Origin of the sequence: Nocardioides flavescens, assembly GCF_009823805.1 — a bacterium.
GTDB classification, from domain to species: domain Bacteria; phylum Actinomycetota; class Actinomycetes; order Propionibacteriales; family Nocardioidaceae; genus Nocardioides; species Nocardioides flavescens.
Genome location: NZ_WUEK01000003.1, coordinates 251,902 through 271,573, shown reverse-complemented (window position 1 = coordinate 271,573; position 19,672 = coordinate 251,902). Strand labels below are relative to the sequence as shown.

At 73.8% G+C, this 19,672-nt stretch carries 23 protein-coding genes; 5 read left to right on the top strand and 18 right to left on the bottom strand.

Annotated elements, in window-relative coordinates:
* Positions 1-10: 10 nt before the first annotated feature.
* From GRQ65_RS06445 to GRQ65_RS23865, 4 genes are all read right to left on the bottom strand, one after another.
* On the bottom strand, positions 11-577 hold the full coding sequence (locus tag GRQ65_RS06445; RefSeq protein ID WP_160876338.1) for a hypothetical protein: 567 nt from the start codon (positions 575-577) through the stop codon (positions 11-13).
* A 75-nt stretch (positions 578-652) separates the two neighbouring features.
* Positions 653-1,633, bottom strand: a complete 981-nt coding sequence (locus GRQ65_RS06440) for a CU044_5270 family protein (RefSeq protein ID WP_160876336.1) — start codon at positions 1,631-1,633, stop codon at positions 653-655.
* Positions 1,630-2,157 carry a sigma-70 family RNA polymerase sigma factor gene (locus tag GRQ65_RS06435; protein ID WP_160876334.1) on the bottom strand — a complete coding sequence of 176 codons (528 nt, stop codon included), beginning with the start codon at positions 2,155-2,157 and terminating at the stop codon, positions 1,630-1,632. Before GRQ65_RS06435 ends, GRQ65_RS06440 begins: the two co-directional genes overlap by 4 nt.
* Complete coding sequence (locus GRQ65_RS23865) at positions 2,154-2,498, bottom strand: DUF1232 domain-containing protein (protein WP_202387674.1); 345 nt, start codon at positions 2,496-2,498, stop codon at positions 2,154-2,156. The genes GRQ65_RS06435 and GRQ65_RS23865 overlap by 4 nt, the downstream gene beginning before the upstream one ends.
* A 17-nt stretch (positions 2,499-2,515) precedes the next feature.
* Between GRQ65_RS23865 and GRQ65_RS06425 the strand changes: the two genes are divergently transcribed.
* Both GRQ65_RS06425 and GRQ65_RS06420 read left to right on the top strand, forming a co-directional pair.
* Positions 2,516-3,847: an alpha-hydroxy-acid oxidizing protein gene (locus GRQ65_RS06425; RefSeq protein ID WP_160876332.1), complete on the top strand. Its 1,332-nt coding sequence runs from the start codon at positions 2,516-2,518 to the stop codon at positions 3,845-3,847.
* A 9-nt stretch (positions 3,848-3,856) separates the two neighbouring features.
* Positions 3,857-4,285: a phage holin family protein gene (locus tag GRQ65_RS06420; RefSeq protein ID WP_160876330.1), complete on the top strand. Its 429-nt coding sequence runs from the start codon at positions 3,857-3,859 to the stop codon at positions 4,283-4,285.
* 12 nt (positions 4,286-4,297) lie between these two features.
* On the opposite strand, the gene GRQ65_RS06415 is transcribed toward GRQ65_RS06420, so the two are convergent.
* From GRQ65_RS06415 to nth, 5 genes are read right to left on the bottom strand one after another with little or no spacing between them, the layout of a single operon-like run.
* Positions 4,298-5,164 (bottom strand): alpha/beta fold hydrolase, encoded by an 867-nt coding sequence (locus GRQ65_RS06415; protein WP_160876328.1) that lies wholly within the window; start codon positions 5,162-5,164, stop codon positions 4,298-4,300.
* A 10-nt stretch (positions 5,165-5,174) separates the two neighbouring features.
* Positions 5,175-6,359 (bottom strand): MarP family serine protease, encoded by a 1,185-nt coding sequence (locus GRQ65_RS06410; RefSeq protein WP_160876326.1) that lies wholly within the window; start codon positions 6,357-6,359, stop codon positions 5,175-5,177.
* Positions 6,356-7,072 carry an NUDIX hydrolase gene (locus GRQ65_RS06405; protein WP_337191533.1) on the bottom strand — a complete coding sequence of 239 codons (717 nt, stop codon included), beginning with the start codon at positions 7,070-7,072 and terminating at the stop codon, positions 6,356-6,358. The genes GRQ65_RS06410 and GRQ65_RS06405 overlap by 4 nt, the downstream gene beginning before the upstream one ends.
* Positions 7,069-7,695 carry a redoxin domain-containing protein gene (locus GRQ65_RS06400; RefSeq protein ID WP_160876324.1) on the bottom strand — a complete coding sequence of 209 codons (627 nt, stop codon included), beginning with the start codon at positions 7,693-7,695 and terminating at the stop codon, positions 7,069-7,071. Before GRQ65_RS06400 ends, GRQ65_RS06405 begins: the two co-directional genes overlap by 4 nt.
* Entirely contained in the window at positions 7,692-8,396 is a 705-nt protein-coding gene (nth, locus tag GRQ65_RS06395) for an endonuclease III (protein ID WP_337191532.1), read from the bottom strand. The genes GRQ65_RS06400 and nth overlap by 4 nt, the downstream gene beginning before the upstream one ends.
* A gap of 146 nt (positions 8,397-8,542) precedes the next feature.
* Here nth and GRQ65_RS06390 point away from each other — a divergent pair, with 146 nt between their 5' ends.
* Positions 8,543-9,220 carry a cyclic nucleotide-binding domain-containing protein gene (locus tag GRQ65_RS06390; protein WP_160876320.1) on the top strand — a complete coding sequence of 226 codons (678 nt, stop codon included), beginning with the start codon at positions 8,543-8,545 and terminating at the stop codon, positions 9,218-9,220.
* Between the two features lie 221 nt (positions 9,221-9,441).
* Here GRQ65_RS06390 and GRQ65_RS06385 read toward each other — a convergent pair whose 3' ends face one another.
* Both GRQ65_RS06385 and GRQ65_RS06380 read right to left on the bottom strand, forming a co-directional pair.
* Positions 9,442-10,488 (bottom strand): zinc-binding dehydrogenase, encoded by a 1,047-nt coding sequence (locus GRQ65_RS06385; RefSeq protein ID WP_439331848.1) that lies wholly within the window; start codon positions 10,486-10,488, stop codon positions 9,442-9,444.
* Between the two features lie 8 nt (positions 10,489-10,496).
* Complete coding sequence (locus GRQ65_RS06380) at positions 10,497-11,999, bottom strand: flavin-containing monooxygenase (protein ID WP_160876318.1); 1,503 nt, start codon at positions 11,997-11,999, stop codon at positions 10,497-10,499.
* 91 nt (positions 12,000-12,090) lie between these two features.
* Between GRQ65_RS06380 and GRQ65_RS06375 the strand changes: the two genes are divergently transcribed.
* Positions 12,091-13,128 carry an AraC family transcriptional regulator ligand-binding domain-containing protein gene (locus GRQ65_RS06375; protein WP_160876316.1) on the top strand — a complete coding sequence of 346 codons (1,038 nt, stop codon included), beginning with the start codon at positions 12,091-12,093 and terminating at the stop codon, positions 13,126-13,128.
* On the opposite strand, the gene GRQ65_RS06370 is transcribed toward GRQ65_RS06375, so the two are convergent.
* From GRQ65_RS06370 to GRQ65_RS06340, 7 genes are all read right to left on the bottom strand, one after another.
* On the bottom strand, positions 13,116-14,828 hold the full coding sequence (locus GRQ65_RS06370) for a CapA family protein (RefSeq protein WP_160876314.1): 1,713 nt from the start codon (positions 14,826-14,828) through the stop codon (positions 13,116-13,118). The two genes, GRQ65_RS06375 and GRQ65_RS06370, sit on opposite strands and share 13 nt — an antisense overlap.
* Before the next feature lie 56 nt (positions 14,829-14,884).
* Entirely contained in the window at positions 14,885-15,700 is an 816-nt protein-coding gene (locus tag GRQ65_RS06365; RefSeq protein ID WP_337191531.1) for an MBL fold metallo-hydrolase, read from the bottom strand.
* On the bottom strand, positions 15,697-16,566 hold the full coding sequence (locus GRQ65_RS06360) for an NUDIX hydrolase (RefSeq protein WP_160876312.1): 870 nt from the start codon (positions 16,564-16,566) through the stop codon (positions 15,697-15,699). Before GRQ65_RS06360 ends, GRQ65_RS06365 begins: the two co-directional genes overlap by 4 nt.
* Positions 16,567-16,576: 10 nt before the next feature.
* On the bottom strand, positions 16,577-17,047 hold the full coding sequence (locus GRQ65_RS06355; RefSeq protein ID WP_160876310.1) for an Atu1372/SO_1960 family protein: 471 nt from the start codon (positions 17,045-17,047) through the stop codon (positions 16,577-16,579).
* On the bottom strand, positions 17,044-17,202 hold the full coding sequence (gene sp36 / locus GRQ65_RS06350; protein ID WP_155992272.1) for a Sp36 family protein: 159 nt from the start codon (positions 17,200-17,202) through the stop codon (positions 17,044-17,046). Before sp36 ends, GRQ65_RS06355 begins: the two co-directional genes overlap by 4 nt.
* 177 nt (positions 17,203-17,379) lie before the next feature.
* Positions 17,380-18,015 carry a 3-oxoacid CoA-transferase subunit B gene (locus tag GRQ65_RS06345; RefSeq protein ID WP_160876308.1) on the bottom strand — a complete coding sequence of 212 codons (636 nt, stop codon included), beginning with the start codon at positions 18,013-18,015 and terminating at the stop codon, positions 17,380-17,382.
* A complete protein-coding gene (locus tag GRQ65_RS06340; protein ID WP_160876306.1) occupies positions 18,012-18,809 on the bottom strand; it encodes a CoA transferase subunit A in 798 nt (265 codons plus the stop codon). The genes GRQ65_RS06345 and GRQ65_RS06340 overlap by 4 nt, the downstream gene beginning before the upstream one ends.
* 91 nt (positions 18,810-18,900) lie before the next feature.
* On the opposite strand from GRQ65_RS06340, the gene GRQ65_RS06335 reads away from it, so the two are divergent.
* A complete protein-coding gene (locus GRQ65_RS06335) occupies positions 18,901-19,659 on the top strand; it encodes an IclR family transcriptional regulator (protein WP_337191530.1) in 759 nt (252 codons plus the stop codon).
* Positions 19,660-19,672 lie beyond the last annotated feature (13 nt).

Genomic DNA, 19,672 nt, shown 5'->3' with positions numbered 1-19,672 from the left:
GGCCTGGCTCTCAGGCCGTCGCGCAGAGCGCGTAGAACGTGGCGATGAAGGGACTGCCGCTGCCGGCGCGCACCGCCACCTCCCAGCCGGTCAGGTCGGCCGTGGGCGCGTTGCGGAAGACCGAGACGTCGAAGGACGACGACGGGATGACGTACCCGCCGGACACGACGACCTTGCCGGTGGGGCAGGGCACGGTGGCGAACGTCGACCCGTAGAAGTCAGCCGAAGCCGTGACGGCCCGCTCGAGGCTCACCCGTTGGAGTCCGCGCAGCCCCGCCGCGCCGGGGGCCAGGTCGGAGGCGCTGATGCTCCCGTCCTTCACCGACGCACCACTGAGGCCGCCGGGCGCCACGTCGGCCTCGGTGACCGAGCCGTCCAGCAGATCTGCGCCGCTGAGACCGGCGTCAGCCACGTCCGCACCGGTGACACTGCCGTCCTTGAGGTCCTTACCCGTGACGGAGCTGTTCTTGATGTCCCTGCCGGTGATCTTGCCGGCGGCGACGGCACCTCCTCCCCCGGAGGCGAGGGCGAGGACCACGGCGGCGACGGCGGCGACGGCGAGGGTGCGCTTCTGCATCGTCCGACGCCAGGCCCGCCGTGCGTCCACCGTGATGACCCGAACGGGCCATGGTGGGTCCTCCCCAGGACGTGGTCAGCAGTGCGGGACGTCGCCGCCCCCCACAGCCTCGCTGCCGTCCGGGCAGAGCAGGACGCCGTCGGGGTGCGCCGCGAACACCGCGGTCACCTCGGCGGGCAGGGCGTCGACGACCTCGCGCTCGAGCACGTCGGAGCGGTAGCTGCCCTGCAACGAGCGGTTCTCATCGCGCAGCGGCTGGGCGGTGGCCCGGTCGACGGTCACTGAGTCCTCGCTGACCCACGACACGACGAAGCGGTCGTAGCTGATCCGCACCGCCTCGCGTCCCTCGACGGTCACGTCCTCGGTGCGCACCCCGTCGACGTCGGCCAGCGCACCGAGGGCGGCGGCGAGGGTGTCGGGCGGGAGGTACTGCGACCGGATCAGACTGGTGACCGCGCTGTAGAGGGCCTCCTCGTGGGAGTTCGAGCCGCTGACCCGAGGTTCGAGATAGGCGCGGAACGCCTCCGCATCCGTCGGCAGCGTGGCCGCGAACGCCGGCGTGGGGTCGTGGATGCTCGGCTTGCCGGTGTCCTCGTTCCGGAACCACTCGGCGATCTCGTCGCGCGTCGGCCGGGTCTCAACGGCTGTGTAGCTCCCGTCCCACCCGATCCAGGCGTCCCGATCGTTGATGTAGGTCTCGCCGCCCTCGCGCGGCCAGCGGTTGTGCTGCTCGGAGTGCGTGCGGACGTGGAGGTACTGCCCCGGCGCGAGCACCGGCCCGTCGTCGGCGGCCGCGGTGGCGGCGAGGGCCGTGAGGTCGGCGCGGGCCTGCGCGGCGTCCGGCGCCACGACCTCGTGGACGACCGGCACGGCGACGACCAGCGCGGCGGCCGCGGCGAGGAGCACGCGCCGCGGGCGGCGTCGTACGACGGGCCGCGGCTCGGTCAGCCGCTCGCGCAGGGCGGCACGGCGCTCCGGGCTCCAGAGCCGGTCGAGCGCGGCGTCGGTGGGCCGGTGGTCGGCGAGGCGGTCCAGCAGGTCGGGTGCGTCGTTCATCGGGCGGTCCCTTCGGGGCAGACGGTGAGGGTGGCGATCGGCGGTGGGTCGTCGCGCAGGCGCCGGCGGGCGCGCGAGAGCCGGGCCGAGAAGGTGTTGCGGCTGACGCCGAGCACGTCGGCGGCCTGCTCGGTGGTCAGTCCGTCCCAGGCGACGAGCAGCACGACCTCGCGGTCGGCCTCCGACAAGGCGGACAGCGCGGCGATCGACTCCTCCCGCTCGGCCACGGCCTCCTCGGGGGACGCGGCGTGCCAGGTCTCGCGGACGGCGTCGCGCCACCAGCGCTCCCGGGTGGCGCGACGCCGGTGCTGGTTGGCGGCCAGCCTCCGCACGGTCCCGACCAGCCACGCGAAGGCGAGGTGCGCCTCGGCAGGCACGGCCTCGGGTCGGCGTACGGCGACCTCGAATGCCGAGGCGACGAGGTCCTCGGCGTCCGAGGGAGCGGCATGACGACGGGCGTAGGCGTAGAGCCGCGGGGCGCAGTCGTCGAAGAGCCCGACGAGTCGGTCGTGGTCGGTCGTCACACCTGGTCAGTGTCACGAGGTCGCCGGCGATGACCGAGCCGGCCGTCCGGCCCGATGATCCCGCCCTCGACGAGCCGGTTGCGGGCCCTGGTCAGCCGCCACACCCAGACCGCGACGAGGGCCAGCACCCCGGCATCGTCGGCGAGGCCGAGCGGGCCGAGCAGCGCCTCCGGGACGACGTCGACCGGGAAGACGAGGTAGCCCAGCGCCGCGAACATCGCCACCAGCCCGCGCGGCGGGATGCGGTAGCGCCACATCGCGAACCCGATCCCGGCGAGCACCAGCACGACCAGCACACCCATCACCACGAGGGTCACGCGCAGGAAGTCGCCGAAGTCCACGTGCCTAGTCTGACGTGGTGACCGCCCAGCCCACCGCAGCCAGCACGGGTCCCGCCCGCGGCGTCGGCCGCGCCCGCCAGGACGCCGTCTACCGCGCCGGGGTGCTCGGGCGTCGCCCTACCGTGCCCACCGACTTCGCCGAGCTCGAACGCCGGGCGCGGCGGGCGTCGAGCCCGACGGCGTGGGCCTACGTCGCCGGCGGGGCCGGCGAGGGCCGGACGATGCGCAACAACCGGGCGGCGTTCGACCGGTGGGCGATCGTGCCGCGGATGGCCCACGGACACGCGACCCGCGACCTCGCGGTCGAGCTGCTCGGTCGTCGCTACGACTCGCCCGTGCTGCTCGCGCCCGTCGGCGCCGGTGCCCTGATGGGTCGCGACAGCGACGTGCAGATCGCGCGGGCCGCCGCAGCCACCGGCACGCCGTACGTATTCTCCAACCAGGGGTGCAACCCGCTCGAGCAGACCGCGGCCGCGATGGGGTCGACGCCGTGGTGGTTCCAGCTCTACTGGAGCACCGACGAGGCCCTGGTCGACAGCCTGATCGGCCGCGCCGAGGACGCCGGGGCGAGCGCACTGGTCGTCACGCTCGACACCACCACGCTCGGCTGGCGACCGCAGGACCTCAACCTCGGCTCGCTGCCGTTCGCGCAGGGACTCGGCATCGCGCAGTACACCTCTGACCCACGGTTCCTCGGCCTCGTCCGCGAGCGGGTGGCCGCCGTGGCCTCCGGCGCCGCCGCCCGCCCCGACGTCCAGGTCACGCTGGGCGCCGTCCGCTCGCTGCTGTCGATCACCCGGGAGTTCCCGGGCCGGTTCCTCGACAACCTCCGCTCCCCCGAGCCACGGGCGGCGGTCGAGACCTTCCTCGACATCTACTCCAACCCCGGGCTGAGCTGGGAGCACCTCGAGACGCTGCGCTCGCGCACCCGGCTCCCGGTCGTGCTGAAGGGGGTCCTGCACCCCGACGACGCCCGCCGCGCGTACGACGTGGGGGCGGACGCGATCGTCGTCTCCAACCACGGCGGACGCCAGGTCGACGGCGCCATCGCCTCCCTCGACGCGCTCGTCGCCGTGCGCGAGGAGCTCGGCCCCGATCCGACCGTGCTGCTCGACAGCGGCATCCGCACCGGAGCCGACGTCTTCACCGCGCTGGCCCTCGGGGCGGACGCCGTGCTCCTGGGTCGGCCGCACATGTACGGCCTCGCCCTCGCCGGTCAGCGCGGGGTCGAGGAGGTCGTCGCCAACGTCCTCGCCGAGCTCGACCTGACGATGGCGCTCAGCGGCGCGCCCGACCTCGGCGCCGTCGACCGCGGCAGCCTCGTCCCGAACCCCAGCGCGTCCTTGTAGGGTCGAGCCATGTCGATCGACCGCTCCGTGAACCGCCCGCCGTCGCGGGACGAGCCGACGATCGGCAAGCTGGTCGCCGACGCCTCGCGCGACGTCTCGACCCTGGTCTCCAAGGAGATCGCGCTCGCCAAGTCCGAGCTCAAGGTCAGCGTCAAGGCCGGCGGCCTCGGCGCCGGTCTCCTCGCGGCCGCAGCGTTCCTCGCGATCCTCGGCGTGATCATGCTGTCGATCACGATTGCGTTCTTCATCAACTGGAACGGCTCGGGTCTCGACCTGCACTGGGCGTTCCTGATCGTGACCGGCTTCTGGTTCCTGCTGGTGGCGATCTTCGGGCTCATCGGCATCAAGAAGCTCAAGCAGGTCGGCCCGCCCGAGAAGGCCATCGAGCAGGGCAAGGCCATCCCGCAGGCGTTGAAGGGTCAGAGCTCCAAGCGCTGAGCCCGCCCCGCCTCAGCGGCCGGCGACGACCCGGTCGAAGAACGCCAGCACGTCCGCGGTCACCTCGTCGCGGTTGGTCTCGTTGAAGACCTCGTGGCGCCCACCGGGGTAGAGCCGCACCGTGACGTCGGCGAGCCCCGCGTCGCGGTAGCGCTGCGCCACCAGCTCGATGGCGGTGCCGCCGCCGGCCAGCGGGTCCGCGTCGCCCGAGACCAGCAGCACCGGCAGGTCGTCGCGGACGGCGGTCAGCCGCTCCGGGTCGGCCGCGGCCAGGAGGGTCTCGATGCCGGGCAGCGGCGGCGCGGTCCAGCCGCACGCCGGGTCGGCGACGTAGGCGTCGACCTCGGCCTCGTCGCGGCTCAGCCACTCGTAGCCGGTGCGCGGCTCGAAGCCGGCGTTGAACCCGCTCAGGTCCGCGGGCTCCTCCGAGGCCAGGACGGGCACGAGCCCACCGACCTCGGTGGTGCCCGACAGCACGACGGCGTCGACGTCGGCGGAGTGCTCCAGCAGGAACTGTTGGGTGGCGAAGGAGCCCATGCTGTGGCCGAGGTGCAGCAGCGGCAGCCCCGGGTGCTCGGCACGGATGCGTTGGTTGAGGCTGACCAGGTCGGCGACCCAGCCCGGCCAGCCCGCCGGGCCCCAGGCGCCGTAACCGTCACCGGCGACCTCGGCGCTGCGGCCCGAGCCGCGACCGTCGGGGGCGTAGACGGCGTACCCGGCCGCGGTGAGCGCCTTGGCGAGGCGCCGATAGCGCGCGGCGTGCTCGGCCAGACCGTGCTGCACCTGGACGACGCCACGCGGCTCGCCCTCGGGCCACCAGCGCCAGACCTGCAGCTCGAGGCCGTCGTCGGTGGGCAGCGTCGTCGTGGTCTCCCGCATACGGTCGAAACTAGCCCGCGCACCCCTGCGTGTCCGCGGTGGCGTCGGAGGCGAGCCCGCTCGCCGCGGCGTCGGAGACCTGGTCGGCGGTCAGCGCGTAGCCGGTGTCGTCGTCGGTGACGGAGGCGGCGAAGACGACGCCGACGACCCGACCCGAGGAGTCGACGACGGGGCCGCCGGAGTTGCCGGGGCGCACCGAGCCGCGCACGGAGTAGACGTCGCGGATCACCGCGCCGCGGCCGTAGATGTCGGGCGAGCGCAGCGTCTGCTGGGCCCGGATGCGGCCGGTCTCGACGTCGAAGGGACCGTCCTGCGGGTAGCCGAGGATCGCGACCGCGTCGCGCGCCTGGCCGGGCTCGCCGTCGGGGGTGAACTTCAGCGCCCGCACCGAGCTCGTGTCGACGTCGAGCACGGCGACGTCGAGCTGCGGGTTGTAGTAGACGACGCGGGCGTCGAGGGTCGCGTCGCCGATCTCGACGGTCGGGTCGTCGACGCCGGCGACCACGTGAGCGTTGGTCATCAGCCGGTCGGGGGCGTAGACGAAACCGCTGCCCTCGATGCCCCGGCCGCAGGCGTTCTGACCGCGGATCTTGAGCACGGCGGCCCCGGCCCGGACGACGTCGGGGTCCTCGAGCATCCGCCGGTCACCCGCGCGCACCTCGACGATCCGCTCGGGCGAGAACGGCTCGAGGTAGCGCGGGAAGAAGCTCGCCCCCACCACGTCGTTGAACTGGTCGAGCAGCCCGTCGGCGCGCGCGGGCAGCACCTGGTCGACCTTGCCGAGGATGAACGACGAGCGCACGAGCGGGGTGACCCCCTCGATGCGCGAGCCGGAGACCGCGACCCCGAGGGCCCACGACACGACGAGCACCGCCGCCGCGCTGAGCGCCGCGCCGCCGATCGCGTCGACGGCACGCACCGGCTGCCAGGTGATGCGGTCGCGGATCCGCGCGCCGGCGTACTGCATGAGGCCCTGGCCGAGCGAGGCCGCGAGGATGACGATGAACAGCGCGCCGAGCGAGACCAGCAGCGAGGGGTTGGCGTCGCCGAGCGCGATCGGGGCGAGCCAGACGCCGAGAAGGCCGCCGAGCAGCAGGCCGGCGGTCGCGAAGGCGCCGGTCACGAAGCCCTGCCAGTAGCCCGAGAGGGCGTAGGCGAGGACGAGGACGAGCAGCAGCCAGTCCAGGAGGTTCACCGGCGCCGCCTCTGCTCGAACTCGGTGTTGGGGACGACGTCGGGCAGACGCCGGTCCCAGGCCAGCATGTAGTCGGGCAGGTCGACCTCGGGGGCGTCGGGGAGGTCCTCCAGCCAGCCGAGGTGCTCGAAGAGCCGCGAGATGATGCCGGCGGTGAAGCCCCAGAGGATGACGTCGTGCTGCTCGCCGATGAGGAAGCCCGGGCTCACCCAGCCGCTCGGGCCCCGCACGGTGATCCGGTGCGTCGGGTCCTGCAGCTCGCTCAGCGGCACGCGGTAGACCGCGTGCACCTCCTCGGGGGAGACGACCGAGACCGCACCCGGCTCGCGCCACCAGGCGAGGACCGGGGTCACGGCGAAGTTGCTCGGCGGCAGCCAGAGCGGAGGCAGCTCGGCGAAGACGTCGACGCCGGAGGCGTCGAGCCCGACCTCCTCCCACGCCTCGCGCAGGGCGGCCTCGCGCACGGTCTCACCCGGGTCGAGCGAGCCGCCCGGGAACGACACCTGGCCGGGGTGTGAGCGCATCGTGTGGCTGCGCTCGGTGAGCAGCAGGTCAGGCCCGGCGGGCCCCTCGCCGAAGAGCATCAGCACCGCGCCGACGCGCGGGTCGGCGTCCTCCGGCGGCATGAACCGGGTCAGCTCGTGCACGGTGATCGTGCGGGCGGCCTCCTCGACCGGGCGCAGCCAGTCCGGCAGCGCCGGTCCGGTCGTCACAGGGCGACGCCCAGGTGCTCGCGCACCAGGTCGGCGATCTGCTCCGCCGAGTCGAGTCCGCCCGCCTGCACGTAGGCGATCTTCCCGTCCTCGTCGAGGAAGAAGGTCATCGGCATGCCGGGCATCTTGGCGAACTCGGCGAACTGCGACGTCTCGCCACCCGGGTCGGCCACCGAGGGGTAGGTCACTCCTCGCTTCGTCACCTGCGCGAGGGCCGAGGCGGGGTAGGTGTCCTGCCAGTCGACCCCCAGCACCGGGACCTGCTCGCCGTGCTCCTGGTAGAAGCCCTCGAGCGCTGGCATCTCGACCGAGCACTCGGTGCACCACGAGGCCCAGAAGTTGAGCACCATCGGACCCTTGAGCGAGGCGAGGTCGACGGCGGTGCCGCCGCCGAGGCACGGAAGGGTCAGCTCGGGCAGCGCGCCGCCGCCGGGGCCGGGCTCGCAGTCGCCCATGCCCGTCTGGCTCCGCAGGTCCTGCAGCTCGGGGGTGTCGACGGCGACGCTGGACTGGGCCACGACCTCGCCACCGGCCGAGCGGGCCTCCTCGCGGTCGTCGTCGTCGCAGGCCGACAGGGCCAGCGTCAGCAGCAGAGCGGCCCCCGCGGCGAGCGCGCGCCTCACGCGCGGCCCTCGGTGCGCAGGAGCTTGGCGGCCGCCTCGGGGTCGGTCGGGCCCTCGCCGTACGACGGGCACCAGCGAGCGACCGGGCAGGCGCCGCAGGCGGGCTTCTGGGCGTGGCAGCAGCGGCGCCCGTGCCAGATCAGGTGGTGGCTGAGCATCACCCAGTCCTTCTTCGGGAACAGCGCTCCGACCTCGTGCTCGGCCTTGACCGGGTCGGTCTGCTCGGTGAACCCGAAGCGGCGCGAGAGTCGCCCGAAGTGGGTGTCGACGGTGATGCCCGGGACGCCGAAGGCGTTGCCGAGCACGACGTTGGCGGTCTTGCGCCCCACCCCGGGCAGCTTGACCAGCTGCTCGAGCTTGGCCGGCACCTGTCCGCCGTGGTCCTCGACCAGCGCGGCGCTGAGCTTGAGCAGCGACTCGGTCTTGGCCCGGAAGAAGCCGAGCGGGCCCACGATGCGCTCGAGGTCCTCGCGCTCGGCGGCGGCCATGCTCGCCGGATCGGGGTAGGCCGCGAAGAGGGTCGGGCGCACGGCGTTGACCCGCTTGTCGGTCGTCTGGGCGCTCAGCACCGTCACGACGAGCAGCTGGAACGGGTCGTCGAAGTCGAGCTCGCACCGCGCGTCGGGGTAGGTCTCGGCGAGGACCCGGTCGATCTTGCGCGCGCGCCGCACGAGCGCGGTGCGGGTCTCCTCGGCGGGCACCGCACCAGGATAGGTGCGCCCACCCCCAGCGCCGGTGCGCGGCCCGGGGCGCGCCCGGGACGGGACCTGTGTGACTGTGAGACTCACCACTGGCTAGGATTCTGAGCGATCCCGGGCCTCCGCGTGTCCGGGGAGCGGAGGATCTTGTGGACAACGACGTGCTCCGGCAGGCGCCCCTCTTCAGCGCGCTCGACGACGAGGCGGCCACCGCCCTGCGATCCTCGATGGGCGAGACCCGGCTGCGCCGCGGCGACGTGCTCTTCCACGAGGGCGACTCCGGCGACAAGCTCTACGTCGTCCTCGACGGCAAGGTGAAGCTCGGCCGCACCTCCTCCGACGGCCGGGAGAACCTCCTCGCCATCCTCGGCCCCGGCTCGATGTTCGGCGAGCTCTCGCTCTTCGACCCCGGTCCGCGCTCGGCGACCGTCACCGCGGTGACCGACACCAGCTTCGCCTCGCTCTCCCACGAGGACCTGCTGCGCTGGCTCGAGGGCCGCCCGGTCGTCGCCCGCGGCCTGCTCGCCCAGCTCGCCGGTCGCCTCCGCAAGGCCAACGACGTCGTCGCCGACCTGGTCTTCTCCGACGTCCCCGGTCGGGTCGCCAAGGCGCTGCTCGACCTCGCCGACCGCTTCGGCCGCACCGCCGACGACGGCGTCCACGTGCACCACGACCTCACCCAGGAGGAGCTCGCCCAGCTGGTCGGCGCCTCCCGCGAGACGGTCAACAAGGCCCTCGCCGACTTCGCCTCGCGCGGCTGGCTGCGCCTCGAGCCCCGCTCGGTCGTGATCATGGACGTCGAGCGCTTGGCGCGCCGAGCGCGCTGAGCTCGCTCACCGAGGTGGTTTCGAGACGGGCCTAGCGGCCCTCCTCAACCACCGCCGCAGCCGGTGGTTGAGGAGGTCGCGCCAGCGACCGTTCACCCCGGTGGTTGAGGAGGTCGCGCCAGCGACCGTTCACCCCGGTGGTTGAGGAGGTCGCGCCAGCGACCGTTCACCCCGGTGGTTGAGGAGGTCGCGCTAGCGACCGTCTCGAAACCACTCCACCCTCACGGCTGCACCAGGATCCGCACCGGACTCCCGTCGCGCTCCTGGAGCCGCCGGATCCCCTCGCCGACGTCCTCGAGCGGGACGACGCCGCTGATCGAGCGCGAGAGGTCGAGCCGGCCGGTGGAGACCAGCCGGGCCAGGACGCCGATGTCGGCGACCTCGTAGCCGAGGTGGCCGCGCACCTGCGCGCGGCTGAGGTTGAACATCATGCTCGGGCCGAGCCGCAGCTCCTCGGCGCTCATCCCGACGCCGACCAGCCGCCCGCCGTTGCCGAGCGAGGCGAGCGCCTGCTCGAAGGTCACCGCCAGCCCGACGGCGTCGAACGCCGCGTCGAGGCCGAGGCCACCGGTGATCTCGCGGATCTTCGCGGGCAGCTCGGGGTCGCGGGAGTCGAGCGCGAGGTCGGCACCCAGGTCGAGCGCCCGCTGGCGCACGGTCTCGTCGAGGTCGACCGCGACGATCGGGGTGGCGCCCACGAGCCGGGCGAGCTGCACGACGTGGGTGCCGACGCCTCCGGCGCCCCACACGCCGACGGACTCACCAACCTTCAGCTCGGCGGTGTGCACCACCGCGCCGTACGGCGTGGAGACGGCGTCGGCGAGGATCGCGGCCTGCTCCATCGAGACGTTGTCCGGGATCCGGGTGAGGCCCAGCGCCTGGGCGAGGGTGTACTCCGCCCAGGCGCCGTCGTAGGCGAACGCCATCAGCTGCAGCGCGGTGCAGTGGCCGTAGTCGGCGCGCAGGCAGTGCGGGCAGCGCCCGCACGGACGCCCCGCGGCGGGCACGACGCGGTCGCCGACCTCCCAGCCCACGACGCCCTCGCCGAGCGCGGCGATCGTGCCCGACGCCTCGTGGCCCTGGGTGATGACCGCCGGGCCCATCGCCGGGAAGGTGCCGTCGAGCAGGGACAGGTCGGAGTGGCAGATCCCGCAGAACGCGACCCGGATCAGCACCTCGCCCGGCCCCGGCGTCGGGACCGGCACGTCGGTGACCTCGAAGGTCAGCGTCCGGGTGTCGAGGCGCTGGGCGCGCATGGTCTCGGGGATGGCGGCGCTCACGAGGCCACCCGCTCGCCCGCGTCGCGGCGTACGGCGGAACGCGGGGTGACCTCGAGCGTCCTGGCGAGATCGGTGCGCAGGGTGGTGAGCGAGTCGAGCACGTAGTTCTGCCGCACCCGCCACGGCGCGCGGTCACCCTGGCGCGGGAAGCTCGCGATCGAGCGCTGGACGTAGCCCGCGGCGAGGTCGAGCAGCGGCCGCTCCTCGAGCCCCTCGTCGGGGCGCGGGACGACCGCGGCGGCGTCGCGACGATCCATCCAGTTCAACACCTTGCAGACGAGGCGGTGGGTGAGGTCGGCGCGCAGCGTCCAGGAGGCGTTGGTGTAGCCGATGCAGAGCGCGAAGTTCGGCACCCCGCTGATCATCGCCCCCTGCCAGACGAACTGCTCCGACAGCTCGACCTCGGTGCCGTCGACGCTCGGCGCGATGCCACCGAACGCCTTGAGCTGCAGGCCGGTTGCGGTGACGACCAGGTCGGCCTCGAGCACACGCCCCGAGCTGAGCCGGATGCCCTCGGGCACGAAGCGGTCGATGGTGTCGGTGACGACCTCGGCGTCGCACGCCTTGATGGCCTTGAACAGGTCGGCGCTGGGCACGGCGCACAGGCGCTGGTCCCACGGGTCGTACGACGGGGTGAAGTGGTCGGCGACCATCTGCTCGTCGCCGAGGATCTTGGTGGTCATCTTGGTCAGCAGTGCCCGCGCCTGCTGCGGCCGGCGCTGGCAGTACTGGTAGAACGCCGTGCCGAAGGCGATGCTCTTGGCCCGCGCGAGGGTGTGGGCGAGGCCGGCGGGCAGGTGGGCGCGCAGCCAGTCGGCCTGCTTGTCCCGGCTGGGGACGGCAGCGATCCACGTCGGGCTGCGCTGCAGCATGGTGACGTGGGCGGCGCGGTCGTCGCCGGCCGTCATCGACGGCACGAGGGTGACGGCGGTGGCGCCGCTGCCGATGACCACGACCCGCTGGCTGCTGTAGTCGAGGTCCTCGGGCCAGAACTGCGGGTGCACGAGCCGCCCTTCGAAGTCCTCGACACCCTCGAAGTGCGGCGCGTAGGGCTGGTCGTAGTCGTAGTAGCCCGCGCACGAGTAGAGGAAGTCGCAGGTCATCGTCGTGGTCTCACCGGACCGCTCGAGCGTGAGGGTCCAGCGGGCCGCGGCCGTGTCGAAGTCGGCCCCGACGACCTTGGTCGAGTAGCGCACGTGCTCGTCGATGCCGAACTCCGCGGCGGTCTCCTCGATGTAGCTGAGGATCGAGGCGCCGTCGGCCAGCGTCCTGTCGCCGCGCCACGGCTTGAACTGGTAGCCGAGGGTGAACATGTCGGAGTCCGAGCGCACCCCGGGGTAGCGGAAGAGGTCCCAGGTGCCGCCCATCGACTCGCGCGCCTCGAGGATCAGGTAGCTGCGCTCGGGGCACTCGGTCTGCAGCCGGTAGCCCGCCCCGATGCCGGAGAGACCGGCTCCGACCACCACGACGTCGACGTGCTGCGGGAGAGGGGTGCTCATGCTCCCAGCATGCCCCGCGCGGCCCGGGCCGCGCTTGATCCGACGCGACAGACCCTTGATCCTACGCGACACCGGGTCGAGACTGGCGGTCGTGTCGGTGATCCGGTCGGCGGGGCTGCGCGGGTTCCGCGCCGAGGTGGAGTCGCTGGGCGGCGACGCCGAGGACCTCGCCGCTCGCGCCGGCCTCCCGGTGGCCGCCCTCGACGCCGACGACGTGCTGGTGCCCGACACCGCGATGGCCGGCGTGCTGGAGCTCGCCGCCGCTGAGCTCGGACGCCCCGACCTCGGGCTGCGGGTGGCCGCGCGCCAGGACCTCTCCCTCCTCGGCCCGCTGGCCCTGGCCATCGAGAACTCCCCCACCGTCGCCGACGCCCTCGAGTGCACCTCGCGCTACCTCTTCGTCCACGCCCCGGCGATGCGCATCTCCGCCGAGCCCGATCCCGACGGCGTCCCCGGCGTCGAGGCGCTGAGGTACGACGTCGCCCCGCCGGGTGTCGCCCCGCCGCGTCAGGGCACCGACCTCAGCCTCGGTTCCCTGCACCGCAGCATCCGCGCCCTGGTCGGCGGGACCTACGGGCTGCGGAGCGTCGACCTGCCGTACTCCCCGCTCGCCCCGGTCGCGGTCTACGAGGAGTTCTTCGGCGTCCGGGTGCGCTTCGGGCGCCCCGCGGCGCGTCTGCGGCTGCCGAGCAGCCTCGGGTCGCTGCCGCTCACCGGACGCGACGAGACCGTGCGGCGCCTCGCCCTCGACTTCCTCTCCCGCCAGAGGCCCGCCGATGACCAGCCCGACGACGACACCGACGACCGGCCGTTCACCCACCAGGTGCGCGGCGCCGTCCGCCAGCTCCTCGACAGCTCCGCGCCCGACGTGGTCTCGGTGGCGCGGCTCTTCGGGCTGCACCCGCGCACGCTGCAGCGTCGCCTCGCCGCGGAGGGCTCGACGTTCGCCGAGGTGCTCGACGAGGCCCGTCGTGCCGCCGCCCACCGGCTGCTGGTCGGCACCGACCTGCCGCTGGCGCAGGTCGCACGCTCGGTGGGGTTCGCCGAGCAGGCGGTGCTGACCCGCGCGTGCCGACGCTGGTTCGACCAGACGCCGACACGCGTCCGGGCCGGGGGTCAGGGCGCGTAGAAGTGCTGGTAGTCGGGCTCGCCCCAGGTGCCGCCCCACTCCCACCCGACCTCGGCGAAGGCCCGCACGACCACGTCGTCCGCGCTCACCACCCGCGGGTCGTCGGCGACCCGGTCGCGGTCGGTCCACGTCCGGCCGGCGGGCGGGAGCACCCCGGCCGCCGTGACGTAGGGGTTCTGCACCGGGTTGAGGTCGACGGCGCGACCCAGGGCGTGGTCGGAGAGGGTGCTGCTGCCCGCGACGGTGCGGCAGTTGAACGCCGAGGAGTTGTTGGCGGCCATCGACCGGTCGTCGTCACCGCCGTAGGCCTCGATGGTCCGCATCCGGGCGATCGGGAACCGCGCGTCGTACAACCGCTCGAAGACCCTCACCACGTCGTCGGCGACGTCGGCCGCCACGACCATCCCGCCCGTGCGAGCCGCGCCGTCCACGTCGACGTAGGACAGCGTGAGGTGGCGCAGGTCGGCGAGCGGCACCGGGCAGCCGGGCCGGATGCTCGTGCCCCGCATCCGCGCGGCGAGCGCGTCGCCGATCGGGCGCACGGTGGACTCGAACTCGGGGAGCGCCGCGGGCTCGGGCTGCGCCGTGGCCTCGGTCGGGCCCGGCGCCAGCGACGTGCACGAGCGCAGCCCGCGGAACTCCCCCTCGGCGAGTGTCCGGTCGCGCCCGGTGAGCGGCTGCGGGTTGCCGCCGGCGGGCCGGATGCGCCCGGGCACCCAGGTGTCGGTCAGCACCTCGCCGTCGCGCACGCGCAGCTTGAGGACGCCGGTGTCCTCCTCGAGGCCGTGGTACCAGAAGAAGTTGCCGAGCCCGTAGGCGACGTACGTCGACCCGCCGGCCGGGGCGTCGACGAGCCCGGTTCCCTGGAGACGGTGCGCGTGGGTGCCGACGACCACGTCGGCCCCGGCCTCGGCCAGCGCGGCGGCCAGCGCCTCCTGCTGTCCGGTCGGGCAGGTCTCCCCCTCCTCGCCCCAGTGCAGGTAGACGACGACCAGGTCGTCGACGGCCGCGGCCGCCCGCACCGCCGCGACGAGCTGGTCGCGGTCCTCGCCGCGCGCCGAGGCCAGCCCGGGGCCGGTGCCGGCGCGCGCAGCCCAGATCGCGTCGGCGCTCTCGCGCGGTGAGGCGTCGGCGGCGAGCACGGCGACGTCGGTGCCGCGCACCGTCGTGCGGAAGGGGGTGAACGCCGCCTCGGCGTCCGGTCCCACGCCGACGACCCCGATGGGCGCCTGCGCGGCGATCTCGATCGTGCGCTGCAGGCCGGCCGGGCCGTAGTCGGCGCCGTGGTTGTTGGCGACGGTCACGACGTCGACGCCGGAGCGATCGAGCAGGTCGAGCGCCGAGGCGGGCGCGCGGAACCAGTAGCGGTTGCCCGGCACCTCGCGCTCCTTGCGGGTGGGGCGGCCCGCGTCGGTGAGCGCCGCCTCGAGGTTGACCATCGCGAGGTCGGCGTCGCGCAGCACCGGCGACATCGGCCCGAGCGTCGCGCGGTCCCAGCCGGGCAGGCCGGTGAACCCGCCCTCGAAGTGGACGTCTCCCGCGAAGGCCAGCGTCAGCGTCGCCGGGTCCTCCTCGACCGCCGCGGGGGACGCCGAGGGGCTGGCCGTCGTACGCCGCTCGGGCGAGGTCGCCTCACGCGCGCCGCCGTCGCAGGCCGCGAGCAGCAGGGTGCCGGCGACCAGCCCCGCCCAGGCCCTCACGCCGTGCCCCCCATGCAGGGACAACGCACGAGCGACCCGGATCGTTCAGACGTGTGTCAGCGGCCGGCCGCGAGGTAGGCGAGCTGGGCCCGCACCGAGAGCTCGGCGGCGTCCCAGACCGAGCGGTCCACCTCGGCGTAGACCACCTCGACGACCCGGCGCGGGAGGTCGGGGTCCTCCGCCAGCTCGGGCCCGGGCCGGACCCCGAGCTCGCGCAGCGCGGCCTCGACCTGCGCGAGGCGGTCGCGCCGATGGGCGAGGTAGTGGTCGAGGACGCCCAGCGCGTCGTCGAGGACGGGCCCGTGGGCCGGCCACAGCGTGCGGACCTCGCCGCCGAGCACCTCGCGACGCAGCCGGTCGAGCGAGTCGAGGTAGGGGCCGAGCTGGCCGTCGGGGTGGGCGACCACGGTGGTGCCGCGCCCGAGCACGGTGTCACCGGTGAGCAGCGCGCCGTCACCCGGCAGCACGAACGACACCGAGTCGGCCGTGTGACCCGGCGTGGTCAGCACCCGCAGCTCGAGGCCGTCGACGGTGAGCGTCTCGCCGTCGACCAGCGGGTCGGCGTCGACGCACAGCGCCGGGTCGAGGGCCCGGACGGCGCAGCCCTTGCGCCGCGCGAAGTCGACCGCCACCTCGGCGTGGTCGTGGTGGTGGTGGGTGAGCAGCACCAGACCGACCTCGTCGGTCCCCTCGGTGAGCGGGTCGAGGTGGCCGTCGGCGCGCGGGCCGGGGTCGACCACCACCGAGCGGGACGCACCGGGCTCGCGCAGCACCCAGGTGTTGGTGCCGTCGAGGGTCATCGGCGAGGGGTTGGGGGCGAGCAGGCAGCGCCCGCGCTCGCCGTACGACCCGCCGAGCCAGGGTTCGCTCACCGCGTCTCCAGGTGCCGCTCGAGGACCGGCACGAGGTGCGGCGGGGTGGACAGCACCCACTCCTCGCCGCGCGGCTCCAGGCTCGGCGTGTGCATCGCCACGGTCCGCTCCCGGGCGGCCTCGAGGACCTCGTCGGCGCCGGCGTGCTCGCCGACCTCCAGCGAGGTGAGGTACGTCGGGGGCATCAGCATGATCTCGCCCCGGTCGGCCCGGGCGACCGCGTCGAGCGGCGCCAGCCACGCGACGGCGTCGGACTCCCCCGAGATGTCGCGGGTGCGCTGGCCCTCGGGCAGCCGGGCGACGAAGAACCACGTGCGGAAGCGCCGCGGCTCGAAGACCGGCGTCGTCCAGGCGTCCCAGGCGCCGAGCAGGTCGGTGCGCAGCACCAGGTCGCGCCGGCGCAGGAAGTCGGTCATCGCCAGCTCGCGCGACTCGAGCGCGGCGCGGTCGGCCTCCCAGTCGTCACCGCTCGTGTCGGGCACGACCTCGCCGGCACTCGACCCGGCGAGCAGCACCCCGGACTCCTCGAACGTCTCGCGCACCGCCGCGCAGACCAGCGCCCGCGCCAGGTCCCCGTCGCAGCCCAGGCGCCGGGCCCACTCCGACGGCGGTGGCCCGGCCCAGGCGACCTCGGTGTCGAAGTCGCGCGGGTCCACCCCGCCGCCGGGGTAGACGCACATGCCGCCGGCGAAGGCCATCGCGGTGTGGCGGCGCAGGTAGTAGGTGCGCAGCTCGCCCGACCCGCCGAGCAGCAGGACGGTGGCCGCGTCCCGCGGCTCGGCCGGCTCGCGCGTGCCGTCGGCGTACTCCCGGGCGAGCGCGACGACCTCGGGCGGCAGCGCCGCCGGCGGGGTCGGGATCCTCACTGGTCCGGCCTCACGAGGCGGAGCCGAGCTCCACCAGCACCTCGACCTCGACGGGCGCGTCCAGCGGCAGCACGGCCACGCCGACCGCGGAGCGGGCGTGCACGCCGGCGTCGCCGAAGACGTCGCCGAACAGCTCGGAGGCGCCGTTGGCGACCCGCGGCTGACCGGTGAACTCCGGGCTCGAGGCCACGAACACCACGACCTTGACGATGCGGGTGATCGCCGACAGGTCGCCGACCTCGGCCTTGATCGCGGCGATGGCGTTGAGGGCGCACTGCTGCGCGCAGGCGTAGGCCTCCTCCTCGGTGACGCCGGCGCCGACCTTGCCGGTGGCGATCAGCTCACCCGAGCGCATCGGCAGCTGACCGGAGGTGAAGACCTGGGCGCCGCTGCGCACCGCGGGGACGTACGCCGCGACGGGCTTGGCGACCTCCGGGACCGCGAGCCCGAGCTCGGCGAGCCGCTCCTCGGGGGAGGTCACGCCTGGACCGGCCGCTTGAAGTAGCCGACGAGGTTCTCCGGGTTCATCCCCGGCGCGATCTGCACGAGCTCCCAGCCGTCGGCGCCGAAGTTGTCCAGGATCTGCTTGGCGGCGTGCGTGAGGATCGGCGCCGTCAGGTACTCCCACTTGGTCATGCTCGGCACCCTACTCGCGCGGTTTCGAGACGGTCGCTGCGCGACCTCCTCAACCGGCGCAGCCTCCGCGCGGTGGTTGAGGAAGGACGAAGTCCTGTCCGCCCCGGTGGTTGAGGAAGGACGAAGTCCCGTCCGCCCCGGTGGTTGAGGAAGGACGAAGTCCTGTCTCGAAACCACTCAGAGTCGACTGGTCAGCTCCGGCCCGGTCTTCTCGCGCACCTCGTCCTCGGTGACGCCGGGGGCGAGCTCGACGAGCACGAGGCCCTCGGCCTCGACGTCGATGACGCACAGGTCGGTGATGATCCGCTGGACGACGCCCTTGCCGGTGAAGGGCAGCGAGCACTCCTCGACGATCTTGTGGGTGCCGTCCTTGGCGACGTGCTCCATCAGGACGATGACCCGCTTGGCGCCGTGGACCAGGTCCATCGCGCCGCCCATGCCCTTGACCATCTTGCCGGGGATCATCCAGTTGGCGATGTCGCCGTGGCGGCTGACCTGCATCGCCCCGAGGATCGCGGCGTCGATCTTGCCGCCGCGGATCATCCCGAACGACGTCGCGGAGTCGAAGAACGACGCCCCGCGGCGCACGGTCACGGTCTCCTTGCCGGCGTTGATCAGGTCGGGATCCTCCTCGCCCTCGAGCGGGTAGGCCCCGACGCCGAGGATGCCGTTCTCCGACTGCAGCACCAGCTCGACGTCGTCGTCGACGTAGTTGGGCACCAGCGTCGGGAGCCCGATGCCGAGGTTGACGTAGGAGCCGTCGGTCAGCTCCGAGGCCGCCCGCGCGGCCATCTCCTCACGGGTCCAGCTCACGACGCGCTCCCTTCGGCGGTCCGGACAGTGCGCTTCTCGATCCGCTTCTCGGCGGCCTGCTCGGGCGTCAGCGCGACCACGCGCTGGACGAACGCCCCCGGGGTGTGGACCTCGTTGGGGTCGAGCTCGCCGGGCTCGACGAGCTCCTCGACCTCGGCGATCGTGAGCCGGCCGCACATGGCGGCGAGCGGGTTGAAGTTGCGCGCGGAGTCGCGGTAGACGAGGTTGCCGTGCCGGTCGCCCTTCCAGGCCCGCACCAGCGCGACGTCAGCGATGATCGCCCGCTCCAGCACGAACTGCCGCTCGACCATCCCGTCCGGACCGGGGGTGTCGAAGACCTGCGTCTGCTTCGGCGGGCTCGAGACGACGACGTTGCCCTCGCTGTCGTACTTCCACGGCAGGCCGCCCTCGGCGACCTGGGTGCCGACCCCGGTGGCGGTGAAGAACGCCGGGATGCCGGAGCCACCGGCCCGCATCCGCTCGGCGAGCGTGCCCTGCGGGGTCAGCTCGACCTCGAGCTCCCCGGAGAGGTACTGCCGGGCGAACTCCTTGTTCTCCCCGACGTAGGAGGCCACCATCCGCCGCAGCCGGCCCTGCTCGAGCAGCAGGCCGAGGCCCCAGCCGTCGACGCCGGCGTTGTTGGAGACCGCCTCGAGGTCCTTCGTGCCGGCGTCCAGCACCGCCCGGATCAGCACCGACGGGATGCCGCACAACCCGAAGCCGCCGACCGCGAGGGTCGCACCGTCCTGCAGGTCGGCGACCGCCTCGGCGGCCGAGCTCACCACCTTGTCCATGCCCCGATCCAAGCCGCGCGCCGCAGGGCGGTCAACCACACCCCGAGATGTCGTCGCCTGGCGGACGGTCGGTCCCGCTAGCGTTCACTGGGTGGACACCCCGTCGGACGTCGTCGGCCGCATCGGCGCCGTCCTGCGCGCCGTCGCTGGCCACGAGCCCGACGGCGGCACCACCTCCCGGGTCGCCCGTGCCGCCGGGCTCGCCCGGCCCACCGTCCACCGCCTGCTCGCCTCGCTGCAGACCGAGGGCCTCGTCGACCGCGACGCCGACGGCCGGTGGCTGCTCGGGCCCGAGCTCTACCTGCTGAGCACGGCCGCCCAGCCGCGCTACGACGTCACCGCGGTCGCGCAGCCCGCCGTACGCCGCCTCGCGCTGGCCACCGGCGAGAGCGCCTTCTTCTCCGCCCGCCGCGGCGACGAGACGGTCTGCCTGCTGCGCGAGGACGGCAGCTTCCCGATCCGCTCGCACGTGCTGCACGAGGGCATCCGCTTCCCGCTCGGGGTCGCCTCGGCGGGGATGGTGGTGCTCGCCTACCTGCCCGACGCCGAGGTCGAGGCCTACCTCGAGCGCGTCGACCTCACCGCCGAGCACGGCGCGCGCCACGGCCGACGCGTCGTGCGAGCGCGGGTGCAGATGACCCGCGAGCAGGGCTACGCCGTCAACCCCGGCCTCATCGTGCCGGGCAGCTGGGGCATGGCCGCGGCCGTCTTCGACGCCCAGGAGCGCCCCCAGTGGGCCCTCAGCCTCACCGGCATCGAGCAGCGCTTCGGCACCGAGCGCCGTGACGAGCTCGGCCGACTGCTGCTCCACGAGGCGCACGCGCTGACGCTGGCCCTGCGCCGGCGCTGACCGTCTCGCGACC